The organism is Gemmatimonadaceae bacterium (assembly GCA_035633115.1).
Taxonomy (GTDB): domain Bacteria; phylum Gemmatimonadota; class Gemmatimonadetes; order Gemmatimonadales; family Gemmatimonadaceae; genus UBA4720.
The window spans coordinates 78,612-97,745 of the sequence record DASQFN010000106.1; the positions used below are offsets into that span (position 1 = coordinate 78,612).

Genomic DNA, 19,134 nt, shown 5'->3' on the forward strand with positions numbered 1-19,134 from the left:
GGCGACCACCGCGTGGCTTGCCCTTCGCGTCCGCAAGCACATCTACGGTCCCGGCGGTACCAAGCTTTCTCGCTACCCTTCGCGCCCTAAATCAGATTCCTGAATCGGGCTTCCGAGTCAGACTCCGCAATCAGGATCCCGGAATCAAGCTCCGGAATCAACTCCGGCGTCACCCCTCAAAAACCTCGAGTCAGCACCCAAGAAAAACGTGCGGCAAAAGGCAGGGAGAAAAGCGCCGTTTGGCTCCGGTTCCCGAACATTGGAAAAGGGCGAACGAGCGCATGCTGGCTGCCTTCTGTAATTCAGCTAAAGGACGCTGACAACTTAGCCGACATACGGGCGACGCTCCCGTTCGCTCCCTTCTTCTTCATCCTCCTGCCACGACCAGCCCGTTTCCCTGGAGCTCAGTCATGCAGGCTTGCGCATCCGCGATCGCGCGCTGTTCAGGGAGCGCAGGGAACGCGCCGCGAAGCTGAGCGGCGAGATCGCCAATCCCGCACGGCGTTGCGAGTCGCCCCCAAAGGAGCGACGCCGTTGGATTGAGCACAAAAGCTCCTCCGTCCCGCACGTGGTAGAGAACAACGCGATCACCTACGCGTGTTTCGTCCACATCGGACGAGCGACGGAACAAATCGCGTGCGGAACCGGCCATGTCTGATGCCGTCATCGATTCCAATCGTGGTCCGCTGCAACGAAACCTACCATGTGTCCGCAATCCTGCGAGCCGTGTGATGCGCCATCGCCATGACCGTAATCATAGGATTTACTCCCGACGACAATGGGAATGCGCTGGCATCACCGATGAACAGACCGCGAACTCCGAAGACTTCACCGTTCGCGTCGCATACCGCGGAGCGACCGTCCCGCCCCATCCGGCAGGTCCCCATCTGATGCGCGCTGAACAGGTGCATTCTGTTCCTTCCCACAGGCGCCGTTGAAATGCTGCGACAAAGCTGATCGATCTGCTGAGGAATTGTCGCATCGGTATTCGCTACACGCTCCGTGCCGAGTGGCCTCACGTGCACCGTGGAGATGCTCTTTGCGCCCGCCGCGTCGAGGATCCGCGCGGCAGTCGCCATCCCGTGGCGCAGCATCTGCCGCTCCAGACGCCGGGGCCGGTACCGTATTCTGGGGCGGCCGTCCGCGTCGATGCTCACGCGTCCGCTGGCGCGGTCGCGAACGAGAACGATCAGAAGTGCACGGTGTGCGACCTCTTGCATTGTCTGACGATGGTGCACCGCGCCAAGCCAGGGAGTGGCCGCGGCCAGCAGTCCCGGGTGCGCCACCGCAGTTTCTATTCTATAGCCGTAGCTCCCTCGCAGCTCGGCAAATTCATCGCATACCACAGTCTGCGGAGGACCTTTCCACGCCTCGATCAGTTGATCGAAAACGCCAGTCACACCCGTCGTTGGATGTATGAAAAGATTTCGGCCAAGCTCGGGCAGCTCGATGCCGGAGCGCATCAGGAGCGCGGGGGTGTGCAAAGCGCCGCACGCCACGACGACGACTCTGGCGTTCACCGTGACCGAGTGCTGCGCAGCTCCAGCAGCGCTGACCGCCGTTGCCGATACGCCCGACACCCGACCGTTGGTCACGATGAGGCGATCCGCCCTGCACCGCCCAACCAGGGAAAGATTGCCTGTCTCCTGTGCATCCCGAAGGAATGTCACGGCCGCGGTCTGCTTTCCGCCGTGACGACACCCGTAGACACAATTGCCGCACTGAGTCAGATCGCAGCCAAGTGAGTTTCTGGCGATCCGCGATGACCTGTAGCCGAGCGCCGAACAGCCGCGGTCGAGAATCGCGTTGTTCGGATTCAGTCGGCTCTCGGCACGGCTCACCGCCAGACGGCCCCAGACATTGTCGAGCGACTTGCCGAAGCTCTCGCCGCTGAAGTGGCTGCACCCGGAACTGTCGGACCACTCCTCGAGAATAGCGTCCGGCGTCCGAAAACAGGACTGCCAGTTTACGGTCGTCCCGCCGCCGATGCCTGAGCCAGCGAACAAGGCAATGCTCAGGTCGCTCGTCGTCGTCGTTGCCCGATCGAGATAGAGCTCACGCGTGCCAATTGCCTCGCGCTGATCGAACTGCTCGCTCTGCCAGTCGCTGCCCGCTTCCAGCACAAGGACCTTGTGGCCGCGCGATGCGAGAACCGCGGCTGCCACACTTCCCCCGGCTCCTGCGCCGATGATGCAGACATCACACTCGAGGCGGGCCGGCGCTTCCATGCGACGCGGTGCAAGCGGCGACCGTGCGGCAGGCGGGTTGCGAGACGGGGTGTAGCCGATGGAGGGCCAAAGGGGATTTCCATTCCCGTCCTCGATCGCACTGTAACAGTGGAATGCGGACAGGCGAAACAGTCCCTGAAACCCGCTGCGGAGCTTCGGCGCGAGACTCACGGACATTCTGCGGAGTATCCGCTCCCGCTGCGCCTGGCTCAGCGCATTGAAGCTCACCGGTCGACCCGAGAGCAGAAGCATCACTATGCGGCGGTCGAGGAGGCGAAGTAGAAGGCGAAGGCCGTCGCGCTCGCTGCGTCCGATGACCGCGAGGGTTTCTTCGATCCGTTCGGGAACGGACAGGCTCAGAGCTCCCGGCGAATCGGGCAGGCGCGGAAAAAGCGTGTCGCAAACAGCCGCCAATGTCGCTCGCTCACAGCGTGTGAGCGCTGAAGCGTGACTGCCCTTGCCGAGCGTCCGAAAAGAAACCACAGTTGCGGCCTCCTTGTCCGCCTCCTACAATGAAGCGACCAACAGGCAACGTGCAACGGGCAACTCGCTACATGCTTCGGCGAAACAAGAACGTTCTGGTTTTTTGCGCTCTCGCGCTTCTCGCCTCGGCAGCATGCCGCGACGCGCCAGAGCCGCCGCGCGCAGCCGCGGACGAAGGCAAGCCGCAAGTCTCCGACACGTCGGCTTTGCCGTTTCGCGTTCCGTCCGAGACGGAGATCAAGGATTCGGTCACTCTCGCCTCGATACGCCGTGGCCGGGCTCTGATTCACAATACGCGCGACAGCCTGCCGCGAAACGTCCGGGCAGCACTGGCATGCGCCAGCTGCCACGCAGGCGATGGAACAGTGGCCAATGCGATGCCGCTCGTCGGTGCGTACTCGCGGTTTCCGCAATACAGAGCGCGCAGCGGACACGTCGATCTTCTAGAGGATCGAATCAACGACTGCTTCGAGCGCAGCATGAACGGGAAGGCGCTGGACATGAAAGGCCCCGACATGCGCGACATGGTGACGTATATCGCGTTCCTGTCTCGTGGCTATCCGCCGGGGAGAGAGATGGAAGGCGAATCTGTGCCGAAACTCGAGCCTCTGACCGGCGATTCGGCTCGCGGCCGGGAGATTTTCGCTACGAGATGTGCTGCGTGCCATGGCGCCGACGGAAACGGCTCCATGGCTGCACCTCCGCTCTGGGGCCCTCGCTCATACAACATCGGCGCGGGAATGGCGCGCGTGAGAACAGCTGCCGCTTACATACGCCAGGTGATGCCTCGCGACCGGCCAGGAAGTCTCACTCCGCAGCAGGCCTTCGATCTCGCGACGTACATCAATACGCGTCCGCGTCCCGACTTTCGCGACAAGGAGTTCGATTGGCCGCACGGCGGAGCGCCACCGGATGTTGCCTATCCGACTCTTGCGGCTCGGAAGAATGCGGCGACAGCCGTGCCAGCCGGAAAAAAATAAATCCGCTGCCGCGAGATCAGCCCCGGTAGTACTCCTCGATCGCGAGTGTGACGACGGCGCTCACAAAAGCGTCGCGCTCGCGCGCACCGCGGATTGTCTCGTATTCGGGGAGCGAGTGACAAAGCTCTTTGACTGAGACGACAAGCAGCTCAGGGATTGCGTCGGTGCGACGTGCTTCGTCGGAGATGAGCGCGGCCGCGCTGCGAATCTTTTCGTCGAGCGCTCTGCCATCCTTCCGCGCCTTGATCGATTCGCGAAGGAGCTCGACCGCGTTGGGTGGAGCAGCGATGCGATCGCCCGATGTGAAAACTGGCGCGTGGCTGTCGTAATCTCTCGCCGGAGATGACATCGCTCCACTCGTGGACAATGGTGTCAGACGTCCCACTGAACCTGGCATATGTATTGGCAACCATACATCAGTGCAATACGATAAACAATAGTATTTTTCTGATTGGAGGACGCGGCGATTCAAAGAAAACAAGATTGTCTTGCAGCGTACTATTTGCGGCGCTGCTATTCGATTGAAAGCAGCTTCTCTCGGCGCTTTATCGCGGCGTAACACTCACACGAAGCCGCTTCAACGATATCGATCACCGGCAACCCCGAGCCGCTTGTCGAGGTGTCGCCGCTGCTCTTCAGGCGTGTGAGCGGCCGCGGCGGACCAGCGGCTTTCCGCGAGGATGCGGCGGGCCGCATCACTTAGCTTGCGGGAGATTCGTGGCTCGTTTTCGAGCGGATCAAATAGCGTCACCGATGGAAACTTCTTCCCCACTCGTCAAATGAAGATCTCAAACGCCGCAGCATCCGCTTTCCTGATTTATTGTTGGATGGTACCCGCCGCTTCGGCTCAGACACAAGCCGATTCATCGGCAATTCGTCAAGCTGCTCTCGATTACATCCAGGGCTGGTACGCGGGCGATGCAGCCCGCATGGAGCGGGCGCTTCATCCGGAGCTGGCGAAGCGAATCGTGCGCACTGACACCAACGGAAATTTCAGACTGGACCAGCAGAGCGCGATGACGCTGGTTCAAGGGACGCGGAACGGCGGAGGAACGCTGACGCCGCAGGCCGATCGGCGTGACGAGGTTCGCATACTCGACATCTTCAGGAACGCTGCGTCAGTCCGTGTCGACGCATCGGACTGGGTGGATTATCTGCAGATCGCGAAATGGAGAGGACGCTGGGTGATCGTAAACGTCCTCTGGGAGCTCAAGCCGAAGTGATGTGTCGGCGGTGCCTCACCTTCGAGTTAACTCGCCGTCGGAGGTAACTCACCAGCGGCGGATTTCCTCGCTCGCAAAGTTGCACAGCGCGGCAAGCGTCATGTCGTCCGCGCTTTCCCACGCTTCGGGCACCGGAGCGAGGCGTTTCCTCTCTCCTTCCCCCTCGCGCTCGAAGCAAAGCCATCCACTTTCGAGCGGCGGGATGCCGGGGAAGCGGGCCATCGCCTCAACCCGCCGGTCGCGTTCGTGACGCCTCTCGGGTGACTCCGCCCGCGTTGCCCGACGGCGATCCGGAACCTCACGTCGCTGTTTCGCGCGCCTGTCTGCGTCGGACGGATTCGTCTGCCAGACCTCCCAGCGCCGCCCCAGATAATCGTCGAAAACGCGGTACTTCATGGTTGCGGCAAAAGGCGAAATTCATGCCATTGAGTCCGCCCTGTAAAACGTCTAAGTTCCGACACCTCCCGGAGAGATGGCCGAGAGGCTGAAGGCACCGGTTTGCTAAACCGGCATACGTGGAAACGCGTATCGAGGGTTCGAATCCCTCTCTCTCCGTTCCGATCGTTCGGGGTCCGCGCCACGAGGGGCGGGCCCGTTTTTTCTTTCGCGCGGCGGACTGCGGGTAGCGTCGAGCGGGTAGCTTGTCGTCCTCAGTTTTCACGGCACAATGACCCAGCTTTCATCTTCGAAGCAGCCACGTCTCCGATTCGCCCCCTCGCCCACCGGCTATCTGCACGTGGGCGGCGCACGGACTGCGCTTTTCAACTGGCTCTACGCCCGGCACAACGGCGGCAAATTCCTTCTTCGCATAGAGGACACCGACAAGGCCCGCAGCACCGACGAGAGCACGCGCGCAATCTTCGAAGGAATGCAGTGGCTCGGCCTCGACTGGGACGAGGAGGTCGTCTACCAGGGCGCGAATCTCGAGCGCCATCGCGCCGACGCTCTGCGGATGCTCGAGTCAGCGGCCGCGTACCGCTGCTTCTGCACGCCTGAGGAGCTGGAGGAGCGCAGGCGCGCCAGCGCATCGGGCAAGGAGGCGTTCAAGTACGATCGCCGCTGCGATCGGCTGACGCCCGAGCAGATCCACGAGAGACTCGACCGCGGCGATCCGTTCGTCGTCCGCTTTCGAATCCCGGAGGGCACGACTGAATGGGATGATCTCGTCCACGAGCGGATTGCGTTTCCCAACAAGGACCTCGACGATTTCGTGATACTCAGATCGAACGCGACCCCCATCTACAATCTTGCCGTCGTCTCCGACGACATCGCGATGGGAATCGACGTCGTCATGCGCGGTGACGACCACATCTCGAACACCCCGAAGCAAATCCTCCTGTACAGGGCGCTCGGCGAGGCGCTCCCGACGTTCGCTCACCTCCCGATGATCCACGGGATGGACGGGAAGAAGCTGAGCAAGCGGCATGGCGCGACCGCGGTGGGCGACTACCAGCACCAGGGCCTCCTGCCGTCGGCGATGCTCAACTTCCTCGCGCTCCTCGGGTGGTCTCCAGGTGGCGACCGCGAGATCATGACAATGCCCGAGATGATCGAGCTCTTCACGCCGGACGGGTTGCAGAAAAAAGCGGCGATCTTCGATCCGAAAAAGCTCGAGTGGATGAACGGGCAGCATTTGTCCATCACTCCATTGGCCGAGCTCGAGCCGCGGGTGACGCCGGCGATCGTCGCGGCCGGCCTCGCCGATGACTCAACGCTCGCGGCGCGGCGGGAATGGTATCTCAGTCTGTTGGACCTCCTGCGCGTGCGCGCCCGCACGATCGACGACATCGTGCGGCAGGCAGGGCCGTATTTTCTGGACCGTATCGAGTACGATCCCGAGGCCGTTGCAAAGAACTGGAAGGACATCGGCGGAGCAGCCGAAATCCTGAAAGGCGTACTGGAAACGCTGAAATCCGCGCCGAATTGGGTTCCGGACGGGCTGGAGACAGCTTTGCGGTCCCTGGCCGAGTCAAAAGGGATCGCGGCGGGCAAGGTTTTTCAGCCGCTTCGAGTCGCGCTAACGGGGCTTACCGTCAGTCCCGGGATCTTTGAAGTCCTGGTTGCGATGGGCCGCGACCTCGCCCTCAAGCGCGTTGCTGACGCCCTCATCTGGCTCGACGCGAAAAATCCGCACTAAAATCATGTTGACGCAATAGGACGAAAACACCAGATTATCCCATGAACGCGGTGCCCCGTGGCCAAGTGCCCTCGGGGCGTTGCCCATTCCGGGGGTTTGTTATGGCTGAAGCACTCACACAGCTCGAGGGCTCAGTTTATAAATACCTGCTCGATTTTACCGCTGAGCATACGTATCAGCCGAGCATTCGTGATATTGGCAAGCAGTTCCAGATAAAGTCCACCAAGACGGTCTCCGACCTTCTCCAGTCAGTCGCGCGAAAGGGTTACATCGAGCGCGATCCTGCACGCTCGCGCGGCGTTCGTTTGCTTGGATTCACAGGCGGCGGGAAGACGAAGCCCGTTCCTTACTATGGAAAGATTCACGCGGGTGAGCCCTCGCTTCTCCCAGAGCATCGTGAGGGCTACATCACGATGGATCGCCGCTTCATCCCCGCCGAGGAAGTCTTCTTTCTTCGTGTGAAGGGAGACAGCATGGTCGGCCGCGCCATCAACGACGGCGACTACGTGATGGTGAATCCGCTCGCGAAACCGAAAGAGAACGACATCGTTGCGGCGCGCATCGGCGACGAGGCAACTGTGAAGACGCTGAAACATGCCAACGGTGCGGTGGTTCTCGAGCCCGCTAATCCCGCCGAGCGTCAGATCACGCTCAAGGCCGATGACGACTACAGCATCCTCGGCGTGTTGTGCGGGGTCTTCCGCCCTTTCGTGACAATGGAAGCGATGACGGCGGCGCAACCCACCTCTAACTAGGCTCGCTCGGGGCTAGCCGCGATCGGGAGTTGTTGGAACGGCCGGTGGTGAATCCGCCGGCCCTTTTTTGTCCCCGCCGCCCGCTGCGGCTGCGGCTTTCTCTCTCTCCTTTCGCTCGCGGATGCTGCGCACAGCCTTCTTGAAATCCGCTTCGTTCATGCCGCGCTGTGCCTGTGAGCGGATGTCCGAGTTCAGCTGAGCCGAAGCCTTGTAGCGCTCGGCGAGCACCGGATTGGCTTGAGCGTTGAGCGGGAGCAGACCAAGCAACGCTGTCGGAATCGAGAACTTGCCGAGATGGATGTACTGCGGATCGACTCCGTACTTCTTGCCGTCGCGCTCGAAAGTCCAGTCGCCCGGCTTTCGCTTGCCTGCGGCGACAGCGATGGAATCGTTGTAGGGACCGATCAGGTCCGCAATCACGCTGTCGAGTCGCTGGGTTGCAGTCTTAGGTGCTGTCACGACATCGCCCGGTGTCGGCCACAGTCTCGGATCGGTGTAAGTCGGGCGAATCCCGCGCGCAGGTCCACCTGTTCCGACAAGAGGCCCGCTCCCTTCCTCCGCCGCTGCCTTCGTCGACGGAGCAACAGGCGGCAACGCCGTTGGAACGCCACTCGGAGCGACGAGCTTCGCGGGCGGAGCCGTGGTTGCGGGCCTGTTGTCCCCACCGGACCTGCCGATTACGGGAGTGCCGCTCGCCTTCGGAAGCACGAGGAACCCGATTCGCTCGGCGGGCACCGGTACTGAGCTCCGCCCGCTGAAAACCGTGAGGAAGGCGTTCGGTGTGATGACGTACCGCAGCAGAAGCGCGACCAGCACGACGTGCAGGCCGACAGAGACAAGCAGATAAGCCGGTGGCCGGCGATGCCGTGTCGCGGTCGGCTGAGTCGCCGATCTGTTGCTCCAGAGCGTATTCAAGAGACGGCCATCTGCTTCACGCGCCTACGCTCAGCCGCGTGAGAACTCGCCCCGCGCGCACTGCCGCTTCGCGAATGCGATCGGGCGACGTCACGAACGAGACACGAAAGTATCCCTCGCCGCCAACGCCAAAATTAGAGCCGGGCATCACCACCACTCCTTCCTCCTCGATCAGAAACTGTGCGAACTCGGCGCTCGTGATGTGCTCCGGCAGCGGAATCCACAGGTACATGGTGGCCTTCGGAGTGGTGCAGGAAAAGCCGCATTCAGTAAATGCCGCGACCGCCGCGTCGCGCCGCTCCTTGAAAACTGCGACGTTTCCAGGGAGGAACCCGGCAGAGCTATCCAGCGCGCTCGCTGCGGCCGCCTGAACAGCCATGAAGTTGCCGGTGTCCACGAACGTTTTCACCTGCGCCAGCGGTCCAACGAGCTCCGAGCGGCCCGCCGCCCAGCCGCACCTCCACCCGGTCATGTTGTAACTCTTCGAGACCGAATGAAATTCGATGGCAACGTCGCGCGCGCCGTCGACCTCGAAAATGCTGGGGGGGACGTACCCGTCGAATGCAATCTCCGAGTACGCATTGTCGTACACCAGCAGGATATCGAGTTCCCTGCAGCGCTTTACGACGCGCTCGAGATAATCCAGCGGCGCAATCGCGGCTGTCGGGTTGTTGGGATAGTTCAAGTAAAGAATTCGTGCTTTTCTCAGGACGTCGGCCGGAATCGCGTCGATGTCGACGAGGAAGTCGTTCTCGCTGCGAAGCGCGCAGACGTAAGGTGCGCCATCCGAGAGAAGCGTTCCGCCGAGATACGAGAGGTAGCCCGGCTCCGGGACGATGGTGACGTCGCCGGGGTTCACGTAGGCGAGCGCGAGGTGCGCGATCCCTTCTTTCGACCCGAGCAGAGGGACTATCTCTTTGACGGGGTCGAACTCGAGACCGAACCGCCCGCGCATCCACCGCACGATTGATTCGCGAAACTCCATCAGGCCGAGCCCGAAGCCGTAGCGGCTCATGGCAGGGTTCGCGGCTGCTTCCGCGATTCTGCGCACCGCAGCGGGAGGAGGCGCGAGGTCGGCATCACCTGCACCAAGGTCGATCACGTCGACGCCTCGAGCCACGAGCTCCCGTTTCTTCGCGGGAATCGCGGCCATCGGATAATCCGGAAGTCCGAGCAGCCGCTCGGAGTAGCGTGGCACTACGCCCGCGCCTGCACCGGATTGCTGACTTTGCTGATGCCTTCGATCTCGACTTCCACGACGTCGCCCGGCACGAGCGGCCCTACGCCCGATGGCGTTCCCGTAGCGACGATGTCTCCCGGCTCGAGTGTCATTACGTGTGATACGTACGAGAGAAGCTTTCCGATGGAAAAAACCATGTCTTTGGCGGAAGCTCTCTGCCGCTCGACACCGTTCACGCGCGTAACGACGGTAAGCGTGGACAAATCATCGGGAGCAGAGGCAACGGAGCCGAGGGGGCAGAACGTATCGAACCCTTTCGCTCTGGTCCACTGGCTATCCTTGCGCTGAAGATCGCGCGCGGTGACGTCGTTCACCGCCAACACGCCGGAGATTGCATCCTCGGCGTCGCCCTCGCTGGCGCGCGTAAGCGGACTCCCGATTACCACTCCGATCTCGCCCTCGAATTCAACCTGTTGCGACTGCTCGGGCAGCAGAATCGCCTCGCCGTCGGCGATGATGCTCGACGATGGCTTGAGAAAAAACAGCGGCTCCGTGGGGACTTCATTTCCGAGCTCTTTCGCGTGCTCCCGGTAATTGCGTCCGATGCACACGATCTTACCCGGGCGGATGGGCGCGCGCTCCTGCTGTTTTCCTTGCCCCATTGGGGACCGAGTGGCTGTCGTGGAGTCGGGCATCATTCCTCATTCATCGGGTGAGACGTTAGTCCGACACTGCATAGAAGTCGCGCAGTTGCCGGGAGATTTCAGGCCAGGGCAACATCAACCGTCGGGCGGGGGGCAGTGCGCGCATGAGCTCCGCGCCGTAGCTCTTGGTGATCACGCGATTGTCGGCAATTATCACAGCACCGCGATCAGTCGCCGTACGAATCAGCCGTCCGAAACCCTGCTTCAAGCGCAGCGCGGCATGTGGGACCATGTATTCGGCGAAGGGGTCACCGCCCCTGTCGAGGATCGCCTCGCAATTCGCGGCGGTGACGGGCTCGCTCGGAACGCGAAACGGCAGGCGGGCGATGAGCAATCCGCGAAGCGCGTTTCCGGGAACGTCGACGCCCTCCCAGTAGGATGAAGTTCCGATCAGTACCGCCCTGCCCGAACGTCGGAACTTCTCGAGCAGAACGTCGCGGCTGTCTTCTCCGTGAACGAGCAGCGGACGGTCGTGCAGGGCGCCGCGCGCGCGGAGCTCCAGCGCGGACTCTCTCACATCGCGGTGGCTCGTGAAGAGCACGAACAATCCGCCGTCGCTGGCATCCGCAAAATCGGAGATCATCTGAATGACGGCGAACAGATGACCCGCCGCGTCAGCATTCGGCGCCGGAATGTCAGTTGGAATCGCGACGACGGCCTGCGTCGCGTAGTTGAACGGCGATGCAAACGAGGCGGTGACCGGTGGAATATCCAGCTGATCGACGCCGAGGCGGCTCGCGAGGAACTCGAAACGCGAGTCCGTCGCCAGAGTTGCGCTCGTCACTATCGCTGTCTTGACGCGTCCGAAGAGATCATCGCGGAGTATTGGTGCGAGATCGAGCGGCACCCAGGTCACCGCAATGTTCCCCTCCTTGCCGCGCGACTCGATCCAGCGCACGCGCTTCGGAGCGTCGGGACCGGGTTCGAGTGCGCCGTGAAGCGCATTGGCGAGAGCCTCGAGCCTGCGCCCCACTCCCCTCATCTCGCTGATCAGAGCCGTGGTTGCCTCTTCGCGAAGCTTCTCTGCCTCCAGCCGCTGGCGGATTAACGAGAGACTGTCACTCAGGAGCGCGGTCTCCGCGAGAAGATCAGACAGCGCAGCCGCGAGGCCGCCACGCCACACCGGATCGGTGTCGAAATCCTCGGAGAGGCGAAGGACTGTCTGTCCGCTGCGATGCAGATATTCCTCGAGGAGATCGAAGACGATCGAACCCTTGCTCCGTGCGGCATCAACCGCGGGGATGATCCTCTGCTCGAGCATCTCGAGGCTCGCCTGGCTGAACATGTCGTCGCGAGCACGCAGGCGCTGGTCGAGCGCCGCGAGCAGACCGCGACCGCCGCGGCGGCCGCCGACAGGCCTCGCCAGTCGCGAAAGAAGCCGCTGGAGGCCGCGCCGCGTTGCTGATTCACCAAGGTGCGCAGCCGCTGCATCCTCGAGGTGATGTCCTTCATCCACCACGAGCCGCGAGTACGCGGGGATCACCGCTGCTTCTTCCCAGTTGCATTGCGCGCGACGCACGGCAACGTCGGACATCAGCAGGTGATGATTGACAACGACCACATCCGCCTTCGCTGCTTCGCGCCGCGCGGTGAAAAGAAAGCAGCGATCGTAATGAGGGCACTCCGCGCGGATGCACAAATCCGGCTCCGCCGCGACTTCGTCCCACACTTCGGGACTCGGCTGCTGAGGCAGATCGCCGAGAGAGCCCTCTGTGGTTTCCTTCGCCCACCCGGCGATGCGCTCGATGCCGTCGCTCATGTCGTCGATCAGATCGCCGCCTATCAATCGCGCCTGCTCGAGCCGCAGGAGACAGAGATAATTCCGCCAGCCCTTGAGCAGCGCGAATCGTACTTCCTGCTCACCGTCGAGAGCGCGCGCGAGGAAAGGCAGATCCTTTCTCACGAGCTGTTCCTGCAGATTGATCGTGTTCGTCGAGACGACTGTGCGCTCTCCATTGAGCGCTGCCCAGCGTAGCGCGGGCAGCAGATAGCCGAGCGACTTACCGACGCCGGTCCCCGCTTCGAGAAGTCCAACCCCCCCGTCGTTGTACAGCATCGCGATGGTGCGCGCCATCTCACGCTGAGTGGGGCGGTCCTCGTACTGCTGCATCTCGCGCGCGATGCCGCCAAATGGTCCGAGATCGTCAGCCACCTCGGCGGGATCGAGAATCTGCTCTTCGGCGGGGGCGTCTGTGAATGCGATCACGATTCGTGCGCCAGGCGGTAGGCCAGATTGCGAGGTGCTCCGTGCTCCGAGATGAGTCGCTCGACGATAGCTCGCGGCGTCGCTCCTTCCGCTCGAAGACGCTGCGCCTTTTCGGATAGCATGCTCTCGGAGACTTCCTCTCTTTCGGCTGCACCGATGAGAATCACGACCTCGCCACGGGCGGGTGTCTCCTGGAACCGCGCTGCCAGGTTGGCGACTGTTCCGCGCGCGTACTCCTCGAATTTTTTCGTGAGCTCGCGCGCTACCACGGCAGTGCGCGCGCCGGCTCCTGCCTCAGCGATCTCGGCGAGCGTTGCTCCGACGCGTGTCGGAGCCTCGTACAGGATCGCGGTGTGGCGCATTCGCATTATCTCGGTCAACACGCGAAGGCGATCCTTTCCCTTACGCGGGAGAAAGCCGAGAAAAGTGAACTGCTCGCCTGCCAGGCCCGAGCCCACGAGCGCGGCCAGAAGTGCCGACGCGCCGGGAATCGGCACAACGGGAATGCCGGCGTCTATCGCTGCAGCGACCAGCCTTGCTCCAGGGTCGGAGAGAAGAGGAGTGCCCGCGTCCGTAATCAGCGCGATTGTATCTCCGTCGACGAGACGCTTCACCAGCCGCGGTGTCTCGCGTGCCTCGTTGTGCTCGTGGTACGGGGCGCAGCGCGTCGCAATCTGATAGTGATCGAGCAGCCGTCGTGAATGGCGCGTGTCCTCCGCAACAACGAGCGCGGCCGAGGAGAGAACCTCGACCGCGCGAAACGACATGTCGCCCATGTTTCCGATTGGCGTGCTGACGATGTAGAGGGCTCCCCCTCCCTTCAACCCGACGCCGGATTCGGAGCCGCTGGCCAACGCCCGCGTCGCTTTCTCCTACGCGGCGTGCTGGCGGAACTTCAGCTCGAGCTGCGCCTTCGGAACAGCGCCGATCACCTGGTCGATGAGCTTGCCGTCCTTGAAAAAGAGAATCGCCGGAATCGAGCGCACCATGAAGCGCGCCGGTGTCTTGATGTTCGTGTCGACGTCCATCTTCATGACCTTCGCCTTGCCGGCGAATTCCGTTGCCAGCTGATCGAGCGCGGGCGCGACAATGCGGCAGGGGCCACACCATGTCGCCCAGAAATCGACCACGGCGAGGCCTTCGTGCTTTTCGATCTCGACCTCGAAATCGCTGTCTGTCACGTCAACGGCATTCGACATTTATCGCTTCCTCGCGGGGATGGCCCGCATGCGTGTCTCGAATTTACTTTGTCCCGTCTTCCCAACCCGAAATCTAATGCCCCAATCAACTCGTGAGGATGTCCGAATTGCGCATATCGGCATTGCCGTCCGATCGATCACCGATGCGCTTCCTTTTTACAGGGACGTTCTCGGGATGGAGACCGCCGAGCTTGCGCCGATGGACGGCGCAAGAATCAGCGGCCTCGATGCGGGCGGTCCGCTCATCGAGCTCCTGGAGGCCGTTGATGTCGATTCGCCGATCGGGAAGTTCGTCGAGCGGCGCGGGCCAGCAATTCATCATATCTGCTTCGAGGTCGGGAATCTCGAAGCCGCGCTCGACCGCTGCCGCGCCGCCGGAATAGCGTTGATCGACGACGAGCCGCGAATGGGAGCGGAAGGAAAGCTGATAGCGTTTCTGCACCCCGCTTCGACCGGCGGCGTGCTCATCGAGCTTACAGGAGTCTAGGGTCTGACCGGAGCCGGCTCGCGGCAGAACTCCCGCACGGCGGCAATCTCCATATTGTCGATGAACCAGCGGTCGCCCGGACCCTTGATCGCATAGAAGCGAGGCGCTTTTACGAGACGGCCGCGAGTGAGCTCAACGGTGAATACACGATGGCCGCCTTCTCCCGGAGTCTCACCCAGCATGCGAGATTTGTCGTGATTGAAGTAGCATTGGAGAATGATGAGGCGCTTGTCGAGCTGCTCGCGCTCCATGTTGTCCCGGGCAGGCCCGTTGGATGTTCCAAAGACAACCGACATCGCCTGAAGATCCTGCGCGCGCACGGCAGTCAGAAACTGCTCGACGGCCATGCGTGGAGTGGAGGCGCCGACGAGCTGAGGTCCGCTGGTGCTGGTGCCCCCCGGGCCGGTGGTCGTGGTGGTCGTCGCGCGGGAGCAGGCCGAGAGCGCCAGCATAACGAGCAGGAGTTTCTTCACACGTTTCTCCACGATGATTGTTGCGAACCTAACGGGCGGGATAAATGCCAGCAAGACATCAGCGCCTGTACATCAACGTAGATCACGTTGCAACTCTTCGGCAGGCACGCGGCGGGAGCGAGCCTGATCCGGTGGCGGCCGCGGCGCTCTGCGAATCCGCAGGTGCCGATGGAATCACCGCGCATCTTCGCGAGGATCGTCGTCACATACAGGACGCCGATGTGGAGGCGCTCGCAACTCACGTGCGGACGTTCTTCAATCTCGAGACAGCATGCATAGACGAGATGATGGAGATCGCGCTGCGTCTGCATCCCCCTCAGGTCACGCTCGTCCCGGAGCGCAGGCAGGAGATCACCACCGAGGGTGGACTCGATGTGTCCGCGGAGGCTCGGCGTGTGGAGCGCTCAGTGAAACGCCTCCGCGAGGCGGGAATTCGCGCGAGTCTTTTCATCGATCCGTCAGTCGACTCCACCCGGGCGTCGCGCGAATGCGGCGCGGACGCTGTCGAATTTCACACTGGTCAGTACGCGCATTCGGGAGGTTCAACCGCGACGCTCGAAGCGCTGGCACATTGCGCAGCACTTGCCGCGGAGCTCGGATTGTCCGTTCATGCCGGCCACGGCCTCACGGTCGGCAATGTCGCACCAGTGGCGGCCATTTCGGAGATCGAAGAGTTGAACATCGGCCATTCGATCGTCAGTAGATCAGTCTTCGTGGGGCTCCCTGCCGCAGTGCGCGAGATGCGCGCTGCGATGGACGCCGCTCGCCATCCTGGAGAGATCGCCGGATGATGGAAGGTGATGAGGATCTGATCCCGATTGCGGAGCTTTTTTACGACGACGCCGGCCCGCACATTCTCGGGCGTGCGTCGCCGGCCGGTGGAACTCCGAGGCATACGCCCGCCCGCGGCCGCGAGCTGCAGGACCTGCTCGGAACGAGCATCCTTCAGCTCGGCGGCGTCGCCGGCGGCACGCGGAGAACTCCAACGTCGGCTCCGCCGCCGGTCGCCATCGAATCACTTCTGTACCGGGGACGCGCAGCACTGGAGCGCGCCCTCGAGATCCGGTCGGCGAGCCTCGGCGGCGCCGAGCTCAGTGCAGAAACCATAGAGGAGCTGCTGGACCTCATCGCGCTCGCCGCCGAGGAGTAGCGGTGCGCATGAACTGGAAGAGCGCGATTGGAATCGCGCTCAGTGTCGCGCTCCTTGTGTGGACACTCAAGGATGTATCGCTCGCCGCGGTGTGGGCGGAGCTCGCCCGCTCCAGCATCCCCTACTTTCTCGCGTCTGCGTTCTTTGCGACGCTGATCTTTCCGATGCGCGCTTATCGGTGGCGCATCATCCTCCATCCGGTGGCCCCTGATCTTCCGCTTGGCCCGCTGTGGCGGTCCACCGCGATCGGAATGATGATCAACAACGTCGTTCCGGCACGGGCGGGAGAGATTGCGCGAGCGTATGCCGTCACACGGGAGACCCCGGTGACGTTTGCCAGCGCGCTCGCCTCGTTAGCCGTCGACAGGCTGTTCGACATGTTCGCGATTCTCGGTCTCGGAGCCGCGGCAATTCTGGACCCGGCGTTTCCTCCTGACGCCCGCGTCGCCGGTCAGTCACTGGGCGATCTCGCGCAGGGATCGATCCTCATCGTAGTCGTGCTCGTCGGGGCTCTCTACCTTCTGGCCTATTTTCCGGCGCAGCTGGTACGGGCCTTCGAGATTTTTGCGCGCAAGGTCTCGCCAGCCGTGGAAGAGCGCGGCAAGAGCGCGCTGCTTCGATTCAGCGACGGCCTGAGCGTGTTGAAGAGTCCACTTCGTTTTCTGCTCGTGCTGGCCTGGACCATTGCCCACTGGCTCGTGAACGCGCTGGCATTCTGGCTCGGGTTCAGGGCGGTTGGGCTGACGCTACCGTTTTCCGCGGCGCTCTTCCTCCAGATGCTCATCGCAATAGGAGTTGCGCTGCCTTCCGCGCCGGGGTTTTTTGGCGTATTCGAGAAGCTCGCCACAGTGGGGCTCGCGATCTACAGCGTGGAGCCAACCGCCGCCGCGAGCTGGGCGATCGGCTTCCACATCCTGAGCTTCATCCCGATCACGCTCATCGGGATCTACTACTTCTCGCGCCTGGGCCTGAGCTTCGGTGAGCTGAGGGCGCAATCGGAGAATCGCAAAGAATGAGCGGGCCTTCCGCGCGCATCCAGGCGCAAGCAAAGATCAATCTTCATCTGCGAATCCTGACGAAGGAAGAATCGGGGTTCCACTCGCTCGAGACGATCTATCACCGAATCGAGCACGCGGACGAGCTGAAGATCTGCATCGAGCCCGACCGGCGGAAGGTACTGGACGTTCAGGGCGCCGATCTCGGACCGGTGGAATCGAATCTCGCGTATCGCGCGGTGCTTGCGTACTCCGATGCGTGCCGCTGGCCGTGGGGATTCACCATGGAGCTCGACAAAAACATTCCGGTGGGCGCAGGGCTGGGAGGCGGCAGCGCTGACGCCGCCGCGGTGTTGCGCGCGCTGGATTCCCTGAACAGACAGCCTGCTGGAGAGCGCCGGCTGCTCGCTATTGCTGCATCACTTGGCGCAGACGTCCCCTTTCTCGTGAGCAGCGAAGTGATGGCGCTCGCCTGGGGACGAGGGGAGCGCATGCTCGGACTCGTGCCCCTGCCGCAGCGTGACGTGATTCTGGTCACGCCGGATTTTCAGATTGCGACTGCCGATGCCTATTCCTGGCTGGATGCCGGCCGGCCGTCGGAAGGCGAGACAGGGCAGAGTGCCTCGGATCTGCTCCTGATCTCCGACCAGATGCTCGCCAGCTGGAAGTCCGTGGGAAAGCTCAACCGCAACGACTTCATTGCGCCGGTTGCCGACCGCTATCCGCAAATTCGGACGCATCTCGAGAATCTGAAAGGAACGGGATCGTTTTTCTGCTCGATGACCGGCTCGGGGTCGACGCTGTTCGGCGTGTATGAAGCGCTGCCTGAGGCACCGGCGTTGAAGGTCTTCGAAGGCGCGACTCTGACGCCGACCCGCACTGCAACCAGCGTTGTTCAACCAGTACGTATCGGCTAGCTTTCGCGCTCCTGCCCCCTCGTCCAATGGCAGGACATCGGTCTTTGGATCCGAGAATGGTGGTTCGAATCCACCGGGGGCAATTGAACTGATGACTGGGCGCAACTAACTTTAGGGGCTCAAGGCGGCATGGACGGTCTTTCCGTACCGATGCACGGTTTCAAGCTGCTCTGCGGGACCGGCAACAAGGGTCTTTCCGACGAGATTGCTGGAAGCCTCGATGTAGAGCGCACGAAACTGACCGTCAACAGGTTCGCCGACGGGGAGATCTTCGTTCGGATCGACGAGAACGTCCGCGGCAATGACGTCTTCATCGTTCAGCCGACGAATCCTCCGGCCGACAACATCATGGAGCTGCTCCTGCTCATCGATGCTGCCCGTCGGGCCTCGGCGGCCCGCATCACCTGCGTGATGCCGTATTACGGATACTCGAGGCAGGACCGAAAGGACCAGCCGAGGGTGGCGATCGGAGCGAAGCTGCTCGCGAACATGATCGTCACCGCTGGTGCCGACAGGGTACTGGGACTGGATTTTCATCAGCATCAGCTGCAGGGGTTCTTCGACGTTCCGGTCGATCACCTGTACGCTGCGCCGGTGTTCGTCTCGCACTACAGAAAGAAGCATCTGCACGATCTGGTCGTCGTCGCGCCCGATGTGGGCTCGGCGAAGATGGCACGGGGGTTCGCGAAGCGTCTGAACGGTTCGCTGGCCATCATCGACAAACGGCGCCCCCGGCCGAACGTAACTGAAGTGGTGAACGTCGTCGGTGAAGTGGCAGGGCGCGATTGTCTGCTCACCGATGACATGATCGATACCGCCGGGACTGTCGCCGAAGCGTCATGCGCGCTGAAGGATCTGGGTGCGCGAGACGTCTACGTATGTGCGACACACGCCCTGCTCTCCGGCAAGGCCGTGGAGCGGCTCTCGGGGGCGCCGATCAAGGAGGTGACGGTGACCGATACCGTCGACATCCCGCAGGCGAAGCGATTCGATACGCTCACGGTGTTGTCGGTGGGCGAGCTTTTGTCGAAGGCAATCAGGTACATTCACAGCGAGCAGTCGGTGAGCTCGCTTTTCGAACAGCACGACGAGAGGACTTGAC

At 62.3% G+C, this 19,134-nt stretch carries 22 protein-coding genes and 2 tRNA genes; 12 read left to right on the forward strand and 12 right to left on the reverse strand.

The features are described from left to right. Nucleotides 1-367 precede the first annotated feature (367 nt). Nucleotides 368-667, reverse strand: a complete 300-nt coding sequence (locus VES88_14245; protein HYN82649.1) for a PqqD family protein — start codon at nucleotides 665-667, stop codon at nucleotides 368-370. Nucleotides 668-698: 31 nt separating this feature from the next. Next, on the reverse strand, nucleotides 699-2,642 hold the full coding sequence (locus tag VES88_14250) for a GMC family oxidoreductase (GenBank protein ID HYN82650.1): 1,944 nt from the start codon (nucleotides 2,640-2,642) through the stop codon (nucleotides 699-701). 98 nt (nucleotides 2,643-2,740) lie between these two features. Here VES88_14250 and VES88_14255 point away from each other — a divergent pair, with 98 nt between their 5' ends. Then, nucleotides 2,741-3,691, forward strand: coding sequence for a c-type cytochrome (locus VES88_14255; GenBank protein ID HYN82651.1), 951 nt, complete (start codon nucleotides 2,741-2,743; stop codon nucleotides 3,689-3,691). A 16-nt stretch (nucleotides 3,692-3,707) separates the two neighbouring features. Here the strand turns inward: VES88_14255 and VES88_14260 are convergent, their stop codons facing one another. Together VES88_14260 and VES88_14265 are read right to left on the reverse strand one after the other, a co-directional pair. Next, nucleotides 3,708-4,040 carry a hypothetical protein gene (locus VES88_14260; GenBank protein HYN82652.1) on the reverse strand — a complete coding sequence of 111 codons (333 nt, stop codon included), beginning with the start codon at nucleotides 4,038-4,040 and terminating at the stop codon, nucleotides 3,708-3,710. Between the two features lie 228 nt (nucleotides 4,041-4,268). Continuing rightward, nucleotides 4,269-4,442 carry a hypothetical protein gene (locus tag VES88_14265; GenBank protein HYN82653.1) on the reverse strand — a complete coding sequence of 58 codons (174 nt, stop codon included), beginning with the start codon at nucleotides 4,440-4,442 and terminating at the stop codon, nucleotides 4,269-4,271. 28 nt (nucleotides 4,443-4,470) lie between these two features. Between VES88_14265 and VES88_14270 the strand changes: the two genes are divergently transcribed. Beyond that, nucleotides 4,471-4,914 carry a nuclear transport factor 2 family protein gene (locus VES88_14270; protein HYN82654.1) on the forward strand — a complete coding sequence of 148 codons (444 nt, stop codon included), beginning with the start codon at nucleotides 4,471-4,473 and terminating at the stop codon, nucleotides 4,912-4,914. 48 nt (nucleotides 4,915-4,962) lie between these two features. Here the strand turns inward: VES88_14270 and VES88_14275 are convergent, their stop codons facing one another. Beyond that, nucleotides 4,963-5,310 (reverse strand): hypothetical protein, encoded by a 348-nt coding sequence (locus VES88_14275; GenBank protein ID HYN82655.1) that lies wholly within the window; start codon nucleotides 5,308-5,310, stop codon nucleotides 4,963-4,965. 70 nt (nucleotides 5,311-5,380) lie between these two features. Between VES88_14275 and VES88_14280 the strand changes: the two genes are divergently transcribed. The 3 genes from VES88_14280 (at nucleotide 5,381) to lexA (ending at nucleotide 7,806) form a co-directional block, all read left to right on the forward strand. Beyond that, a tRNA-Ser gene (locus VES88_14280) sits at nucleotides 5,381-5,469 on the forward strand. A 112-nt stretch (nucleotides 5,470-5,581) separates the two neighbouring features. Further along, a complete protein-coding gene (gene gltX, locus VES88_14285; protein ID HYN82656.1) occupies nucleotides 5,582-7,051 on the forward strand; it encodes a glutamate--tRNA ligase in 1,470 nt (489 codons plus the stop codon). Nucleotides 7,052-7,152: 101 nt separating this feature from the next. Continuing rightward, nucleotides 7,153-7,806 (forward strand): transcriptional repressor LexA, encoded by a 654-nt coding sequence (gene lexA, locus VES88_14290; GenBank protein HYN82657.1) that lies wholly within the window; start codon nucleotides 7,153-7,155, stop codon nucleotides 7,804-7,806. A gap of 12 nt (nucleotides 7,807-7,818) precedes the next feature. Here the strand turns inward: lexA and VES88_14295 are convergent, their stop codons facing one another. Genes VES88_14295 through trxA form a run of 6 tightly spaced genes read right to left on the reverse strand, consistent with a single transcriptional unit; the run spans nucleotide 7,819 to nucleotide 14,010 of the window. Next, nucleotides 7,819-8,721 carry a hypothetical protein gene (locus VES88_14295; protein ID HYN82658.1) on the reverse strand — a complete coding sequence of 301 codons (903 nt, stop codon included), beginning with the start codon at nucleotides 8,719-8,721 and terminating at the stop codon, nucleotides 7,819-7,821. 16 nt (nucleotides 8,722-8,737) lie between these two features. Further along, complete coding sequence (locus VES88_14300) at nucleotides 8,738-9,919, reverse strand: aminotransferase class I/II-fold pyridoxal phosphate-dependent enzyme (protein HYN82659.1); 1,182 nt, start codon at nucleotides 9,917-9,919, stop codon at nucleotides 8,738-8,740. Further along, a complete protein-coding gene (locus VES88_14305; GenBank protein ID HYN82660.1) occupies nucleotides 9,919-10,563 on the reverse strand; it encodes a fumarylacetoacetate hydrolase family protein in 645 nt (214 codons plus the stop codon). The genes VES88_14300 and VES88_14305 overlap by 1 nt, the downstream gene beginning before the upstream one ends. Before the next feature lie 58 nt (nucleotides 10,564-10,621). Further along, the gene (locus VES88_14310; protein ID HYN82661.1) at nucleotides 10,622-12,811 is read right to left on the reverse strand and encodes a helicase C-terminal domain-containing protein; all 2,190 of its coding nucleotides are present in this window, start codon (nucleotides 12,809-12,811) and stop codon (nucleotides 10,622-10,624) included. Further along, the gene (rsmI, locus tag VES88_14315) at nucleotides 12,808-13,665 is read right to left on the reverse strand and encodes a 16S rRNA (cytidine(1402)-2'-O)-methyltransferase (GenBank protein ID HYN82662.1); all 858 of its coding nucleotides are present in this window, start codon (nucleotides 13,663-13,665) and stop codon (nucleotides 12,808-12,810) included. The genes VES88_14310 and rsmI overlap by 4 nt, the downstream gene beginning before the upstream one ends. Before the next feature lie 18 nt (nucleotides 13,666-13,683). Then, the gene (gene trxA, locus VES88_14320) at nucleotides 13,684-14,010 is read right to left on the reverse strand and encodes a thioredoxin (protein HYN82663.1); all 327 of its coding nucleotides are present in this window, start codon (nucleotides 14,008-14,010) and stop codon (nucleotides 13,684-13,686) included. A gap of 76 nt (nucleotides 14,011-14,086) precedes the next feature. On the opposite strand from trxA, the gene mce reads away from it, so the two are divergent. Further along, entirely contained in the window at nucleotides 14,087-14,497 is a 411-nt protein-coding gene (gene mce, locus VES88_14325; GenBank protein ID HYN82664.1) for a methylmalonyl-CoA epimerase, read from the forward strand. Here mce and VES88_14330 read toward each other — a convergent pair. Further along, a complete protein-coding gene (locus VES88_14330; protein HYN82665.1) occupies nucleotides 14,494-14,970 on the reverse strand; it encodes a hypothetical protein in 477 nt (158 codons plus the stop codon). The two genes, mce and VES88_14330, sit on opposite strands and share 4 nt — an antisense overlap. Nucleotides 14,971-15,014: 44 nt before the next feature. Here VES88_14330 and VES88_14335 point away from each other — a divergent pair, with 44 nt between their 5' ends. The 6 genes from VES88_14335 to VES88_14360 all read left to right on the forward strand — a co-directional run bounded on the left by VES88_14335 (nucleotide 15,015) and on the right by VES88_14360 (nucleotide 19,133). Then, nucleotides 15,015-15,761, forward strand: coding sequence for a pyridoxine 5'-phosphate synthase (locus VES88_14335; protein ID HYN82666.1), 747 nt, complete (start codon nucleotides 15,015-15,017; stop codon nucleotides 15,759-15,761). Continuing rightward, complete coding sequence (locus tag VES88_14340; GenBank protein HYN82667.1) at nucleotides 15,758-16,120, forward strand: hypothetical protein; 363 nt, start codon at nucleotides 15,758-15,760, stop codon at nucleotides 16,118-16,120. The genes VES88_14335 and VES88_14340 overlap by 4 nt, the downstream gene beginning before the upstream one ends. 8 nt (nucleotides 16,121-16,128) lie before the next feature. Continuing rightward, entirely contained in the window at nucleotides 16,129-17,136 is a 1,008-nt protein-coding gene (locus VES88_14345; GenBank protein HYN82668.1) for a lysylphosphatidylglycerol synthase transmembrane domain-containing protein, read from the forward strand. Then, nucleotides 17,133-18,032 (forward strand): 4-(cytidine 5'-diphospho)-2-C-methyl-D-erythritol kinase, encoded by a 900-nt coding sequence (gene ispE / locus VES88_14350; protein HYN82669.1) that lies wholly within the window; start codon nucleotides 17,133-17,135, stop codon nucleotides 18,030-18,032. The genes VES88_14345 and ispE overlap by 4 nt, the downstream gene beginning before the upstream one ends. A 12-nt stretch (nucleotides 18,033-18,044) precedes the next feature. Continuing rightward, nucleotides 18,045-18,115, forward strand: a tRNA-Gln gene (locus tag VES88_14355). Between the two features lie 46 nt (nucleotides 18,116-18,161). Continuing rightward, on the forward strand, nucleotides 18,162-19,133 hold the full coding sequence (locus tag VES88_14360) for a ribose-phosphate pyrophosphokinase (GenBank protein HYN82670.1): 972 nt from the start codon (nucleotides 18,162-18,164) through the stop codon (nucleotides 19,131-19,133). The last annotated feature ends 1 nt before the right edge of the window (nucleotide 19,134 follow it).